We start from the raw sequence: 15,353 nt of genomic DNA on the forward strand, positions 1-15,353 counted from the left end.
CATTGAGACTCTGGCTCAATGTCTGACTGGAGGCAGCAGCCCCTAATCAGCCATTCCCATGCAGAGCATAAGAACGAGAGAACAATTTTATTGATAAAGTTTTTCATTAGTACTTGACATCAATTATCAATCAAGGCTATATTCTTCTACAGTGTTCTCCTCTCTTTTAAGGATCGGCAGACGGGATTAGCCAGCAGCAGCAGGCTCGTCCCTCTTTTTTGTGATTAGGTATTGGAAAATAAACAAAGGACTAATGACAAAAGAGAAAAATGCAAGATATTGATGCGATCGTGATTGGGTCTGGGATTGGCGGATTAGTAACAGCGACCCAGTTAGCGGCGAAGGGAGCGAAAGTGCTGGTACTGGAACGTTATTTGATTCCAGGTGGTAGCGCCGGTTATTTTGAACGCCAAGGCTATCGATTTGATGTCGGCGCATCAATGATTTTTGGGCTGGGACACAAGGGTACTACCAACTTACTCACCCGTGCATTATCAGCTGTAAATGTCAGCCAAGAAGCGATCGCAGATCCAGTGCAGATTCACTATCATCTACCCCAAGGTTTAGACCTGAAGGTTGACCGGGTTTATGAAAAATTTTTGCAAAATCTTACTGCTCATTTTCCCCATGAAGAACAGGGGCTTCGTCGCTTTTATGACGAATGCCAAAAAGTATTCAAGTGTCTCAACAGCATGGATTTGCTATCGCTGGAAGAACCTCGGTATCTACTGCGGGTATTTTTTCAGCATCCTTTGGCGTGTCTCGGTTTAGTTAAGTATCTCCCCCAAAATGCGGGGGATTTTGCCACACGCTACATCAAAGACCCGCAATTATTGAAATTTATCGATATGGAATGTTATTGCTGGTCGGTGGTTCCATCAGATATGACACCAATGATTAATGCTGGAATGGTCTTTTCTGACAGGCATTATGGCGGAGTAAACTATCCTAAAGGCGGAGTGGGACAAATTGCCCAAAAACTGGTGGAAGGTCTAGAGAAGGCTGGAGGTAAGATTCAGTACCAAGCTAGAGTCACAAAAATTCTCACAGAACAGGGAAAAGCGGTAGGTGTGCAACTGGCTAATGGTCAAGTATATCGGGGTAAACGCATAGTTTCTAATGCTACACGCTGGGATACATTTGCACAATTACTACCAGTAGAAAGAATGCCAGATAATGAGAAAGAATGGCAACAAAATTATCAAAAATCTCCAAGCTTCTTGAGTTTGCATATAGGGGTAAAGGAGTCAGTTTTACCTGCGGGGACAGAGTGCCATCATATTTTGCTGGAAAATTGGGAAAAGATGACAGCAGCAGAAGGCACAGTTTTTGTTTCGATTCCCACATTGCTTGACCCAGATTTAGCACCAACTGGATATCACATCATTCATGCCTTCACCCCTCACTGGATTGATGATTGGCAAAAACTTTCTGTGAGTGAGTACGAAGCGAAGAAAGAAGAGGCAGCTTGGCGAATTATTGACCGCCTAGAGAAGATTTTTCCAGGTTTAGATGCTGGATTGGATTATCTGGAGGTAGGCACACCGCGCACCCATCGCCGCTTTTTGGGTCGTGAAGATGGCACATACGGGCCAATTCCCCGGCGCAAGTTGTGGGGGTTATTAAAGATGCCCTTTAATCGCACAGCTATTCCAGGACTTTATTGTGTAGGGGATAGTAGCTTTCCGGGTCAAGGGTTGAATGCAGTCGCTTTTTCTGGATTTGCTTGCGCCCACCGCATTGCCGTAGATTTAGGATTTTAATGTACATCAATCAAGGTGATCATAGGAATAGCCTTACACATAATTTATAAAACTTTTCAATCAATTGTGCTTTAATAGGGAGCGGTTTTTGTTTCTCAAGAATTTTCCTCACACAAAGCGCTCACTGATGATCCTCACACACAAAGAAAATATTTTAAAATTTAGCTTGCTTCTACCCAGCTTCTTAAGTTTGTTCCTGTTTGGCTCTACTGTCAAAGCTGCTGCGATCGCTAATTGGCATTTTGATAGCAATCGCAATCATCTGGACTTCACCACAGATGAGAATGTTCAACCGAAAGTACAATTACTTACCAACCCTACTCGTCTGGTAATTGATTTGTCTGGAGTTACATTAGGATATCCACAGACTAGTCAAAGAGTGGGGTTAGTAATTCAAGAGATTCGCATTGAGCAGTTTAACGCACAGACTACCCGCATGGTAGTTACTTTAGCACCCGGTTACACCTTCGATCTAACACAGGTAAAGTTGCAAGAGGAATCCCCTAATCATTGGTCTGTGCAGTTACCCAAGCCATTACCACTGACTGCAACCCAGCCGAAATATCTAGAAATAACTCCGAGTATTTCTCCAAGAGTTAGTGATCATAGCACTCTGTTTGCTGGCGTGGTTCCTATGCATTTACCGATGAAAGCGCTGGAACCTGAAATTAAAGCCTTGATGAATCGCTACAGTTTTCTCAAAACAGGAATGTTTTTCCTGGATTTGGATACTGGGGATTATTTGGATATTGGAGGCGATCGCGTTTTCCCGGCTGCAAGTACAATTAAATTGCCAATTCTCATCGCCTTTTTCCAGGATTTAGATGCTGGTAAAGTCACTCTGAATGAAATACTCACCATGCGGCGTGACTTAGTTACCAATGGTTCTGGAACTATGCAGTATGAACGAGTTGGTAAGAAGTACACAGCTTTGGAAACCATCACTAAGATGGTTACTATCAGTGACAATACCGCCACCAACATGATTATTGATCGCTTGGGTGGGGCAGCGAAACTAAATCAGCGTTTCCGTACTTGGGGACTGAAAGACACGGTAATTCGCCATCTTTTGGCTGACTTGAGAGGAACCAACACCACAAGTTCTGAAGATATGGCGCGGGTGCTGGCTTTAGTTGTGAATAACAAGCTAGTTTCTTTACAGAGTCGGGAGCAAGTTTTAGATATTCTGCGTCACACCACAATTCGCACACTGCTTCCCGCAGGTTTGGGGAAAGGTGCTGTCATCGCTAACAAAACCGGAGATATCGGCTTTCTCATTGGCGACGCGGGATTTATTACTATGCCCAATGGTAAGCGCTATTTGGCGGCTATCTTCGTCACCCGTCCGTATAAGGACAGCAGGGGGAGAGACTTTATTCGTCAAGTTTCCCAGCTTGTTTACAATTACCTGAATCAGCCGAATCCAGTCGCCTCGCTTAATTCGCCTAACAGTGCTACGAGATAGCAGCTCACAATTGGGTTAAAAATCAATACAGTTCAGTTAAGGATAATTGTAGGTTGGGTTGAACGAAGTGAAACCCAACAAACCCTGCAAAATGTTGGGTTTCGTTCCTCAACCCAACCTACGCTGGTTTTGGTTTTTGGCTCTAACCCAACCGTATTGGGTTAAAAATAGTGTCAACTTAGAGCCAGGGCGAATAGAATAGAGCCTCCGGCACGCTGACGCGAACGCGGCTACACAAACCAAGTCCGCCTCCGCAGACTAAGGAAAAATTAAGGTTTTATATCATGTCCGCTTGATTACTTATTAAACCCGAAGAACCCCACCCCGCCAAAGCTACGCTTCGTCTCCCCTCCCCGCAAGCGGGGAGGGGATTAAGGGGAGCCAGCGCTCAGAGGGGTCTCCGCAAGTGGAGCATCTGGCGTGTGGGGTGCAATGACTGTGGCAATCGTAACTAATTATGCGGACATAATATTATAACCGCCTTTTTAACCTTAAGTAATTGATACAGGCTTTCGGTGTATTACGGCTTCCGTAACGCACCGAAAGCCTGAAATAATGCCGTCCTCTCAGCGATAAAACACCCTACAGCTACAGTGGTTTTATATTTAATTCAACCCACCTACTTGGATTAGATAATTGTGATTTTATTGACTGCTTTCGTAGCTTTTTCCCTAGCCTCTTGGACATTAACACCTTTCGCTAAAGCTACTCCCATTCGCCGATATGGATGAGCATTAGGTTTACCAAATAATCTAATATCTACATCTTTTTCTGACAAAGCATCGGCTACACCTGTAAAACCGATAGAATCAGATTTTTCTGATGCTAAAATTACCGCACTGGCTGATGCTCCTAGCTGTTCTATATGAGGAATTGGCAAGCCTAAAATTGCTCTTAAATGTAGTTCAAATTCATTGATATTTTGTGAGATTAATGTCACCATTCCCGTATCGTGGGGTCTGGGAGAAAGTTCGGAAAAAATTACTTCATCTTGGGTAATGAAAAACTCAACGCCAAAAATTCCGGCTCCTCCTAAAGCATCAGTGACTTTTATGGCTATTTCTTGGGCTTTTAATATCTTATCTTCAGAAATTAGTGCGGGTTGCCACGATTCTTGATAATCGCCTCGTTCTTGGCGATGACCAATAGGAGAGCAAAAAATTGTCGGTGCATTCCACTGTTTAATTGTCAGTAAAGTTATCTCAATTTCAAAGTTAATAAATTCTTCTACGATCACCTTTTGACTGTCTCCTCTAGAATTAGCGATCGCATAATTCCAAGCTTTCTCAACTTCACTTTTTTCTTGCACCACAGACTGACCTTTACCAGAGGATGACATCACAGGTTTAACAACATTACTAAACCCAATTTCATCAAAAACTGCAATTAATTCTTGTAGAGTAGTTGCATAACCATATTTAGCCGTTCTGATGCCCAATTCTTGATGCGCTAGTTCCCGAATTCTGTCGCGGTTCATTGTATAGTTAGTAGCAGCCGCAGTCGGTATAACTGTAATTCCTCGCTGTTCAAATTCGATCAGTTTTTCTGTTCTGATTGCTTCAATTTCTGGTATAATAATATCTGGCTGATGTTTTGTCACTACAGCTTCTAAATCATCAGCACTGAGCATAGAAATAACTTCATAAGCATCAGCAACTTGCATCGCCGGAGCATTAGCGTAGCGGTCAACGGCAATCACATAATTACCAAGACGTTGAGCTGCGATCGCAAATTCTTTGCCTAGTTCTCCTGAACCCAGCAACATCAATTTTTGGGGCAACTTAATATTCATTAACTTATCCAGGACAATTTCAATTCAATAATATTATAATTTTTTGTGTTGTTTTAATTACCATCTTCTCAAGAATTAAATCTAGCCCCACGTAGTTGTAAATCTTGACGTTGCAGATCATTTAAACCAGAACCTACGCCAAGCTGACACTTATCTACTAGAGTCTCTAACCAAATAGTCTCGTTAAGAGTTGCACCTCGTAAATCTGCATTTCTCAAGTCGGCTTTCGTAAAATTTACAAATAAGAGGTCTGCATCAACTAAACTACTACCTTGTAGATTTGCTTCTGATAAGTTTCCTCGGATGAGGTTTACACCATCTAAAATTAAACCAGATAAATCTGCTCCGATAAGATTAGGAAATTTTAGCTGACTTGGATATTTAAAAAAACGCATTATACAAATGACATTTGCTTCATTTAGTTGTATTTTGGTTAAAAAATCATAACGAGCTATGCCCAGTTGCTTAAGAATTTGTAGACGCTGTGTGGGACTTTGTTCTAAAAACTGGATGGCTGTATAGCGTAGGTCTTGAGTAGAAAGATTTAGCATAATTCTTAGAGGATGTTTGAAAAGTATTAGGCGAATAGAATAGAGCCTCCGGCACGCTGACGCGAACGCTACTACACAAGCTCTCGTCCACCTGCGTGGACTAATATAAAATCAAGGGTTTTTAACCATTAAAAATTTAACCGTGAATTTAGGCAAATAATAGATAATATCAAGTTCGGATAATTAGTTATGATTCCCACAGTCATTGCACCCCACCCCCAACCCCTAAGAGCTCTTCGGGAGGGGAGACAAAGTGTAGCCTTGGCGGGGTGGGGTTCTTGGGTTTTATAAGTAATGAAGCGGACATGATATAATATAGAAGTCTTAAATCATTTTTGAAAACAAGAACCCCGACTTCTCAAAGAAGTCGGGGTTCTAACGTGTATCGATAACTACTTACCTAACGTCCTGCCAATAATGCTTTCGTGGCAGATTCGCCTGCTAATCTCACCTGCCTTGTCAACTGGAAGTTTAACAACGCTAGAACACTCAACTCACCTAGGAGTGCCATAAAAATTGTTGTCACCCCAGAGTATTCTATAGCTGTCCAAGGAAAAGTTGAAAATAACCAAACAGTTGGATATTTCGATGAGGAGATGTCGAGAAATTGTAGAATTATCGGTGGTAGAAACATTGCTGTACCTAAAGTCCCAATTGTCCAAAAATAACGTTTAGGAGTTTTCAGCAAAAGTATCAATTGGGCGATGGTAGCGTAAATCATCATTAAGCTGATAGACAAAGCTATAGCTAAAACTACTTTAAACCTGTCAATATCGTTACTCAGCCAAGTTTGGCCATTGTTTGCATCAAAAACAGATGTAAGTGAAACCCAAACTAGCCAGGGGATAGTAACAATTGTCAGATTAATAGCAATCGCCACGAGTGCAGGGCTTTTTTCAGCCGAAATTAGATCCTGCCATAAATTTTTGTGGCTAGAAACTCTCTGATATCGATATCTTGCCCAATCTTGTACATCTTGACGGTGAGGGGAAAGAACCACAATTAAACTTAAAATCAACACAAAGTTGTACACTGCCAACAAAATGAGATTTCCCCCAACCTGTTCATCCCATCTTTCTTTATTTATACCGAATTGTACGGTAAACCCCCACATCATCAATTGGCAAAATGCTACTAGGAAATAACTTTGTTCCTTGCTGATTATTGAGGCTTGAGGATTACGGAAGCAACGTTTAAGAACTTGCAAAATACCGTAACTGCACAATCCAAAGTTCAGCAAGTGAAAACCAACAACACTCACAACACTTGTCCCTAATGGTAAATAGAAAAACTGGTAGTTTTCCAGGGCTAAACCATTGGATATATGGAACAAGTTAGGAAATAAATAATTTGTTACATCCCAAGGATTAAAGAGTCTAAACCAAGCAGTTGAATTATTTAAACTCTCGTTATAAGACGATGCTAGCACCATCGTTGTGAACAAAAAAAGGAAAACTGCACCACTACCTAACCAAGGCTGAAAACCGCTAAACCAACGACTAACTAAACCAAAGAGTAGTGCAGCGCTGTAGAAGAAAATACAGCTGGCAGCAAGAATTGCGTAGTAACTCAAAATGTAACTAAAGGCAAATTTGGCAGAAAGCCCAGCCCACAAATGTAAAGGAATTGCAACTAAGATTACGAGATAAATTAAACTCGGAACTCCTAGAAACTTGCCAGTCAATATAGTTGTTTCTGATTGAGGACTGAGACGGATGAAATTCAGTGTACCGCGAGTTTCTTCTTTGGCTAAATCGTTGATTAGCAAATAAGTTCCTGCAACTAATAGTGTAAATACAAAAATTACACTAAATGTTAGGAATATATATTCCCAGTGGTCTCGCCACCACAACTGCCAATCAATTTCGTTTTGGGGACAAATCTGCTTTGAGATTAAATCATTGAAGTCAGCATTTTGGAAAGCCTGTTTTTGTTGCTGTTCATATACTTGACTAGAACGACAGTATGTGCTATCTAGCGAATATTTATCATCAGGAAACTCCCGTAACTGATATAAAAAAACTACCAGTTGCAGTAGTAGAGATGTCACAACTGCGATCGCTACATTAAAAAATTTCAGGCGTCCTTTGAGTTCCCGGAATAGTTGCGGGTTCCAATCGCCGATTTTCTCTACTAAATTGAGCATCATAAGAAAAAATTCTCCAAAAATGGGGAGTGATATTTATTGACGTATCAAGATGCTTGTTTGTGACCTAATTTTAAGAAAATACTTTCTAAGTCTTCTTGCGTGCAGTGAAAATCATTTAGGGGAATCCCTGCTTTGATCAGCGATCGCAATAACTCAGCACTATCTTCATCTTTGCCCGAAAAATTCACCCGCACGCTGTTTTTTCCTGGTATTACCTCCCACTCTTCTACTAAATGATGATGTTTTAGTTCGCTCAAAAGTGCCTCTAAGTTTCCCAAAGTTGATAACACAATTTGCTGATGGGCAAGACGTTGGTAAAGTTGCTGTAAAAAGGTACTTTCTACCAAGAAGCCAAGTTCCATAATTCCCACAGAAGTACACAATTCCGCTAAATCACTGAGAACATGGGAGGAAATGATTACAGTCATCCCAGCTTCTTGCAAAGCCTTGATGATTTCGCGGAAGTGCATTCTGGCGATGGGGTCAAGCCCAGAAACAGGCTCATCTAGTAGTAGTAAAATCGGTTCGTGGATAATGGTTCGCGCTAAACTTAAGCGCTGTTTCATCCCCCGCGACAGGGTAGAAATCTGGCTGTGGCGTTTATTACCAAGTTGGATTAGTTCTAAAACTTCATGTAGGCGTTGAGTGCGGCGTGGTTCTCGCAAACGATACAGACGCGCAAAATAATCTAGGTAGTCCCAGACTGTCAGATCCTCATATAGCGGGTAGTCATCGGGTAAGTAGCCTAGACGACGCTTAAGTTTGGGGTTACTCTTGTCACGGAGTAGGCGATCGCCATTAATATAAATCTCACCTGTAGTTGGTTCCTCAGCTGTTGCCAACATTCGGATGAGAGTTGTTTTACCCGCGCCATTCGGCCCAATCAATCCATATACTTCCCCCCCCTGAATTTCTAAATCAACATCATTGACAGCAACGTGCCGGTCAAATTGCTTAGTTAATCCACGGGTGCAAATTGCTAATTCTTTTACCATTGCTGCTGGCGTGCGGCTTGTGATTAACACTTAACCTAGCCTTTTCTAAAGCTTTTGTCAGGCTGGTTTCAGAAATTGAAACTGAGTTTATATAAAGTTGCTTTGTGTAATGGGCATTATTTACCACTATTTCAATGAAGTTTTAAATAATACTAATCATTAAGTTTTACTACGGATAATACTAAAACTAGAAATCTCTAGGTCTTCTCAGTTAATCAGGTAAAAGCTGTATGGATTTTGAATCGATTATGAATATGCCTGTTATCGGGCAAACTATTGCTAGTGCGATCGAAGATGGTAGGTAATGGGGACTATCTTTTGCCAACAATTTTTATTGGGTAGGTAATAGAGATAATATTGCAAACTTGATGATATTAGAGTCAACCGTTTGGTCAGTAGGCAACGGTATTGTAAATGGACTCATAGGATTAGCTGGAATACCAACTGATATTGCGATTACTTTGTATTCCAATGTAAAATTAGCATCCGCTCTTTTTGCCCTTTATGGCATTGATATAAGAAGCGAATCTGCACGACTACTAGTTTTAGCTACTGCTGCTGGAGTTACTGTATCTGAATTTGCTAATCAATTAGGAACTAAGGCAGGATCACAAGTTATGCAAAAAGCTTTGATGTCTATCCCTGGTAAAACTTTTGCTGAGATAAACAAAGCTTTAGGAATTAAGTTAATCTCCAAAGCAGGTGAGAAAACTTTTGTGAACGTAGCAACAATAATGCCTTTTATAGGCTCTGCGGTTGGTGGTACAGTCAATGGAGTAACGATGAACGCTTGCGGATATTCAGTGGTTGCCTTTATCAAGGTTTGGAAGACAGCATAAGGTAGGATGACATAGCGATTATCTAGATTGTCAAGTCTAGGCGATCGCTATGACGCCTTTATTCTGTTTTGATAAATATATAGCGGTTCTCACTTGAGTGAAGGTACAAGAACCCCACCCCCAACCCCCTCCCCGCTCTTCGAGAGGGGGCTATGATTTACTTCATGTCATTAGGAAACGCTATATTACTGTCTAACTTTCAAGGTGACTCTAATGGGACAAACCATTACTCAGGTTGATGCTTTTACGAATACACCTTTTGCAGGTAATCCTGCTGCTGTGTGTGTTTTGCCTACTCCTCAAGACGAACGCTGGATGCAGAATGTGGCGCAGGAGATGAATTTATCTGAGACGGCTTTTCTAGTTAGACAAGATGATGGCTTTAATCTGCGTTGGTTTACGCCCACGGTAGAAGTGCCGCTTTGTGGTCATGCAACTTTAGCTAGTGCCCATGTACTTTGGTCAGAGGGGCATCTGTCAGCTAATGAAATTGCGCGTTTTTACACCAAAAGTGGAGTGCTGATTGCTAAGTTGCAAGGTGAGTGGATTGAGTTAGATTTTCCTGTAAATCACTCACAAGCAACGATCGCTCCTCCAGAACTTAATGCTGCTTTGGGTGTACCATACAAATCTGTCTTGCAAAATTCACTAGGTTATTTAGTGGAATTGGAATCGGAAGACTTGGTGCGGCAAATGCAGCCAAATTTTCAACTCCTAAAAACGTTGCCTGTTTCTGATGTTATAGTCACCAGCATTACGCAATCTGATCCAAATTATGATTTTATCTCTCGCTTCTTTGCACCAGGAGTAGGTATTAATGAAGACCCCGTGACTGGGGCTGCCCATTGTTGCCTTGCTGCGTTCTGGCGCGATCGCTTGCACAAAGATGAGTTTTTGGCTTATCAAGCATCAAGTCGTGGTGGGGTGGTAAAAGTACGTTATACAGGAGGCGATCGCGTCTTTCTGGGCGGACAAGCGGTAACTGTGATGCGAGGTGAGTTAATTAGCGCATAAACCTATATTACAAATCAATCGCATCCGGCAAAAACTCAGCATCAAAAACTTGGGAAATGGAATAAGGATATTCCACTGGAAACGTATCTATTGGTAGTTCAATTTCATTACTAGCAGCTTTCAATCCGCGATCGTAGCACTGGGCTAAAACTTCTTCTGGATAGGACTTGAGCCTGGGACTCTCTTGCAACAAATCTGCAATTCGGTTGCGTTGCTTATCAATCGTATTTCGCCAAGAGCCACTCCGCAAACTTGACTGATAATGCCACTTGAGCAAATGCTGCAATAATACTTCTAAGCGGCTTTTCAACTCCCGTCGATCTGACCGTCCCAAGCTTTCAATCTCCTCAATTACAGCATCCCAGTCTACTTGTGCAAATTGTCCAGCACGAATAAGTTGCACAGTCTTTTCTGTCCATGCTACAAAATCCGTTTCATACAACTGGGCTGCGCTTTTCGGAATCGGGGTCATCAGCTTCCTGCAATCCACCGTAGACTAGCAAAAGTTGAGATATTTTACAGTTATTTTAACGTCAGCTATGCGAGGCGATCGCGTTTTTCTCGCCGGACAAGCGGTAACTGTTATGCAAGGTGAGTAGGGACAATTCATGAATTGCCCCTACTAGCGTGTAGTTTTGTGTAAGTCCTACTTTAGAGAAGTGCGGTGGAAAATACTAGCCATCGACTCTACTTAATTTTTGCAAGCCGACATAATGCCATTGTTAATTGATACAATGCCATTGCAAGAGGTTTAGTTAAAATAACACGGCAATACAAATACTAAATTGCAAGAGCGTACTTTTGGGAAGAAGCGACTGTCACAATATTTAAACAAACCTCTATTTTAATTTAAAAAATGTCTGCTAAACACACAAATAGTAGAAGTCCTATCCAATCTCGTGACTGGCCAATTGAGCAATTACCTGGACTGAGCCAAGAGGAACAATCTCAACTGCAAAATTGTGGGATTACTAGCACAGTACAGCTAATCAAACAAGGCAAGACTCTAGAGGAAAGAGTAGCGTTAGCTAATAAACTACAGATTCATCTTCAGTATGTAAATAAATGGATAGCTTTGGGTGACTTGGCACGTATTCCCAGTGTTGGGACACAATATTGTGGTTTATTGCTCCATGCAGGTATTGGTTCTGTAGCACAGTTAGCTCAAACTCCCACTCACAGATTGCACCAACAAATTATGCGCTTGCAGGTAGCAACAATGCAGCGACGAGATTTGTGTCCAGCAATTGAGTTAGTACAACAGTGGAGTCAGCAAGCACAAGCAATCATCAGTTAGGAGTTAGGAGTTAAAACTCATAACTGATGATTTATAATTCATAAGCTGTTATATTATATCCGCCAAATTACCCATAATAAAGAACCCCACATCCATCAGTATTGAGTTAGGCATCTTTTGGCAGGCATAGTATTGACATACCCCCCGACCTAAAGGTAGGGGGATTCTAATTCATGGTTCACAGAAATCCGCTTGCTATATCAAGTTGCCCATCAATAGTATTGGCGGTCTTCTCCCCATGCTTTCCCTCAATAGAGGCAGATCCCTTTTGCCCAAAGGTACTGTTATTTTGCCACTCAATCCCTAATATCTTCATGCCCTTTTTGAGGATATTAATCGCAGCGTTTGTATCTCTGCAAATCTCTATCCCGCAGTTGGAACATGAATGAGTTCTGGTGCTAAGTGACTTTTTTACTCTATGTCCACAATGGCTACAGTCAATAGATGTGTAAGCGGGCGTTACTGCTACCACCACTTTATCCCAAATCTTGCCGTAGTAGTCTAGCCATTGAGTGAATTGATACCAGCACGAGTTTATCTAATTTATATTTTATGTGTAAAAAATCATCAATCTGACTTTTAAATATAGTTCCAACAAAAAAGCGCCCCCCATTTCTAGAGGGCGCTTTTTATTTAGCTAATACTGAACTGAAATATTAACCGTTGATAGCAGGAGCAGTCATTGCTACAGGATAAACTTCACCAGCAGCTAAGTCTAGAGGGAAGTTGTGAGCATTGCGCTCGTGCATTACTTCCATACCCAAGTTAGCGCGGTTTATTACGTCTGCCCAGGTGCTGATGACGCGACCTTGGGAGTCAATGATTGATTGGTTGAAGTTGAAACCGTTCAGGTTGAATGCCATCGTGCTGATACCCAAAGCGGTGAACCAGATACCAATGACAGGCCAAGCTGCGAGCAAGAAGTGCAATTGACGGCTGTTTTGAAATGATGCGTATTGGAAAATTAAACGACCGAAGTAGCCGTGGGCTGCAACGATGTTATAGGTTTCTTCTTCTTGGCCAAACTTGTAACCATAGTTCAGAGATTCAACTTCAGTTGTTTCACGAACTAAGGAAGAAGTTACCAAGGAACCGTGCATTGCAGAGAACAAGCTACCACCGAATACACCAGCCACACCTAACATGTGGAAGGGGTGCATCAAGATGTTATGTTCTGCTTGGAACACAATCATGAAGTTGAAGGTTCCAGAGATACCCAAAGGCATACCATCTGAGAAAGAACCTTGACCGATGGGGTAGATCAAGAATACTGCACAAGCAGAAGCCAAAGGTGCGCTGTAAGCTACGCAGATCCAAGGACGCATACCTAAGCGGTAAGAAAGTTCCCACTGACGACCCAGGTAGGCAGCGCAACCGATCAAGAAGTGGAAAACTACCAACTGGTAAGGACCACCGTTGTACAACCACTCATCTAAAGAAGCAGCTTCCCAGATTGGGTACAAGTGCAAGCCGATGGCGTTTGAAGAAGGAACAACTGCACCAGAGATGATGTTGTTTCCGTAGATCAAAGAACCTGCAACTGGTTCACGGATGCCATCGATGTCTACAGGAGGAGCAGCGATGAAGGCAATTACAAAGCAGGTGGTCGCAGCTAGCAGGGTAGGAATCATCAGAACGCCAAACCAACCGATATATATACGGTTGTCGGTGCTGGTGATCCACTCGCAGAAGCGATCCCATACGTTAGCGTCAGAGCGCCGTTGTAAGGTTGTGGTCATTGTTTTATAAGTGCGATGGGTTGTTAAATATGGAATAAGCGAATTTTTTTCCGCCTATTTAATTACAGTTTATATGAATTTACTTTGATGCGATCTGTGACTTAATATTCTGTTACAAAATTCTTTAACAAGCTGATCAAACTGTAAATTTTTCCTACTATGAAATAATAAAAAAAACTAATGAATTGAGGCTTTATAAGCCATTTAAACACCAAACTAGCTATAACTATCAATGATGCGATCGCATAGTACACTGTGGCGAAAGTTTACCTACCTTCAATAAGGGGCTTAATCAATTGTCTGGTTAATTGAGATGGTAGGTAGATTTACGTTGTGCTATAGTAGTAACTTACCTTTACACTTCTTTACAATCAGCTTGTGGAAAAATTTTAAGCCTTGCTTATTTGTAACGACATAAGAAACCTTGAAACGCCTCCCTAGAGGATTGCAGCTTTTATCCCAATAGGTTTCTATTGAAAAGTTACTTAAATAATCTTTACGAGTCTAAACGAGATAGTTAGGCTCAGTTTTTCGCTGCTAATACAGTCCTATTCCTTTTCCCCAAACAAAAATCTGTCTTTAAAGAGGAAATGCATGTTATCAGGTTTTTCGCGTGTTTTCAACGATAGTTCCAGAAACGTTAGACGTAAAGTTATCAATATTTATGCATTCCTGATTAGCGTGAATATTTTGGTTTGGGTAGTTGCACTGATTGCATTTCACAGCTATCCCCTTCTGCTTGGGACTGCCGTATTAGCTTATAGCTTTGGTCTACGTCATGCTGTGGATGCCGATCATATTGCGGCGATTGACAATGTTACCCGTAAATTGATGCAGGAGAACAAACGACCTGTTGCTGTTGGGTTCTTTTTCTCACTGGGTCATTCCACCATTGTGGTTTTAGCCTCTGTTGCGATCGCTTTGACCGCCTCGACCATCCAAAGGGACTTTCCTAGTTTTCAAAAGGTTGGTGGGTTAATTGGCACTAGTGTTTCTGCACTTTTCCTACTGGCAATTGCAGCGATTAATATGGTGGTTCTCTGGGATGTCTATAAAACCTTCCAAAGCGTAAAGCGGGGAGGAACCTACGATGATCAGTCCTTAGATGAATTTTTGAACCAACGTGGGCTGTTAGGTCGCTTCTTCCGTCCCTTGTTTCGGCTGATAGATAGTAGCTGGAAAATGTACCCTTTGGGGTTTCTTTTTGGTTTAGGCTTCGACACCGCGACTGAGGTAGGACTGCTTGGGATCTCTGCAAGTCAGGCAGCTAAAGGTCTGCCGATTTGGTCAATCTTATTGTTCCCAGCTTTGTTTACAGCAGGTATGTCCCTAGTTGACACTACTGACGGCATTTTAATGCTTGGTGCTTATGGCTGGGCTTACGTAAAACCAATCCGCAAGCTTTACTACAACATGACCATCACCTTTGTTTCTGTACTAGTCGCTGTAATCATCGGAGGGATTGAAGCTCTGAGCATCATTGGTGATCAGTTAGAGATGAAAGGTTCCTTTTGGGATTTTATTAGTAACCTAAGTGATAATTTCGGCACAATTGGCTACTTGATCATTGGCATCTTTGTATTAAGTTGGTTACTCTCGACTTTCATCTACAAAGTCAAGAAGTACGATGAGTTGGAGGTTACTACCACTACAACCCCTAAGCAGAGGAGAGATAAGTGAATGGATAGAATCAAAGGCGATGATCAATCTTAAGTGTGGACAAGGGTTGCAGTCAGTATCCGACCTGGA

13 protein-coding genes are annotated in these 15,353 nt (G+C 41.8%); 6 read left to right on the plus strand and 7 right to left on the minus strand.

All coding sequences use genetic code 11. The annotated features are described in order from the left end of the window. Positions 1-269 precede the first annotated feature (269 nt). Together crtH and V7K36_RS20385 are read left to right on the plus strand one after the other, a co-directional pair. Complete coding sequence (gene crtH, locus V7K36_RS20380; RefSeq protein WP_335118690.1) at positions 270-1,763, plus strand: carotenoid isomerase; 1,494 nt, start codon at positions 270-272, stop codon at positions 1,761-1,763. A gap of 127 nt (positions 1,764-1,890) precedes the next feature. Next, positions 1,891-3,228, plus strand: a complete 1,338-nt coding sequence (locus tag V7K36_RS20385) for a serine hydrolase (RefSeq protein ID WP_335118692.1) — start codon at positions 1,891-1,893, stop codon at positions 3,226-3,228. A 628-nt stretch (positions 3,229-3,856) separates the two neighbouring features. Here V7K36_RS20385 and purT read toward each other — a convergent pair. The 4 genes from purT to V7K36_RS20405 form a co-directional block, all read right to left on the minus strand. Beyond that, a complete protein-coding gene (gene purT / locus V7K36_RS20390) occupies positions 3,857-5,020 on the minus strand; it encodes a formate-dependent phosphoribosylglycinamide formyltransferase (RefSeq protein ID WP_335118693.1) in 1,164 nt (387 codons plus the stop codon). A 68-nt stretch (positions 5,021-5,088) separates the two neighbouring features. Next, a complete protein-coding gene (locus V7K36_RS20395; RefSeq protein ID WP_335118695.1) occupies positions 5,089-5,571 on the minus strand; it encodes a pentapeptide repeat-containing protein in 483 nt (160 codons plus the stop codon). 400 nt (positions 5,572-5,971) lie between these two features. Next, positions 5,972-7,720 (minus strand): ABC transporter permease subunit, encoded by a 1,749-nt coding sequence (locus V7K36_RS20400; protein WP_335118697.1) that lies wholly within the window; start codon positions 7,718-7,720, stop codon positions 5,972-5,974. A 44-nt stretch (positions 7,721-7,764) separates the two neighbouring features. Then, the gene (locus V7K36_RS20405; RefSeq protein ID WP_335118772.1) at positions 7,765-8,715 is read right to left on the minus strand and encodes an ABC transporter ATP-binding protein; all 951 of its coding nucleotides are present in this window, start codon (positions 8,713-8,715) and stop codon (positions 7,765-7,767) included. Between the two features lie 368 nt (positions 8,716-9,083). Between V7K36_RS20405 and V7K36_RS20410 the strand changes: the two genes are divergently transcribed. Both V7K36_RS20410 and V7K36_RS20415 read left to right on the plus strand, forming a co-directional pair. Continuing rightward, positions 9,084-9,554 carry a hypothetical protein gene (locus V7K36_RS20410; RefSeq protein ID WP_335118699.1) on the plus strand — a complete coding sequence of 157 codons (471 nt, stop codon included), beginning with the start codon at positions 9,084-9,086 and terminating at the stop codon, positions 9,552-9,554. A gap of 213 nt (positions 9,555-9,767) precedes the next feature. Beyond that, positions 9,768-10,568: a PhzF family phenazine biosynthesis protein gene (locus V7K36_RS20415; protein WP_335118701.1), complete on the plus strand. Its 801-nt coding sequence runs from the start codon at positions 9,768-9,770 to the stop codon at positions 10,566-10,568. A 7-nt stretch (positions 10,569-10,575) separates the two neighbouring features. Here the strand turns inward: V7K36_RS20415 and V7K36_RS20420 are convergent, their stop codons facing one another. Beyond that, positions 10,576-11,040 carry a DUF29 domain-containing protein gene (locus tag V7K36_RS20420; RefSeq protein ID WP_335118704.1) on the minus strand — a complete coding sequence of 155 codons (465 nt, stop codon included), beginning with the start codon at positions 11,038-11,040 and terminating at the stop codon, positions 10,576-10,578. Positions 11,041-11,424: 384 nt separating this feature from the next. Between V7K36_RS20420 and V7K36_RS20425 the strand changes: the two genes are divergently transcribed. After that, positions 11,425-11,865, plus strand: a complete 441-nt coding sequence (locus tag V7K36_RS20425) for a DUF4332 domain-containing protein (protein ID WP_335118706.1) — start codon at positions 11,425-11,427, stop codon at positions 11,863-11,865. A gap of 178 nt (positions 11,866-12,043) precedes the next feature. Here the strand turns inward: V7K36_RS20425 and V7K36_RS20430 are convergent, their stop codons facing one another. Both V7K36_RS20430 and psbA read right to left on the minus strand, forming a co-directional pair. Beyond that, the gene (locus tag V7K36_RS20430) at positions 12,044-12,403 is read right to left on the minus strand and encodes a transposase (protein WP_335118774.1); all 360 of its coding nucleotides are present in this window, start codon (positions 12,401-12,403) and stop codon (positions 12,044-12,046) included. A gap of 118 nt (positions 12,404-12,521) precedes the next feature. After that, the gene (gene psbA, locus V7K36_RS20435) at positions 12,522-13,604 is read right to left on the minus strand and encodes a photosystem II q(b) protein (protein WP_334826866.1); all 1,083 of its coding nucleotides are present in this window, start codon (positions 13,602-13,604) and stop codon (positions 12,522-12,524) included. Between the two features lie 594 nt (positions 13,605-14,198). Here psbA and V7K36_RS20440 point away from each other — a divergent pair. After that, positions 14,199-15,284 (plus strand): HoxN/HupN/NixA family nickel/cobalt transporter, encoded by a 1,086-nt coding sequence (locus V7K36_RS20440; protein ID WP_335118708.1) that lies wholly within the window; start codon positions 14,199-14,201, stop codon positions 15,282-15,284. Positions 15,285-15,353 lie beyond the last annotated feature (69 nt).

This window comes from Nostoc sp. (assembly GCF_036919555.1).
Lineage (GTDB): Bacteria > Cyanobacteriota > Cyanobacteriia > Cyanobacteriales > Nostocaceae > Nostoc.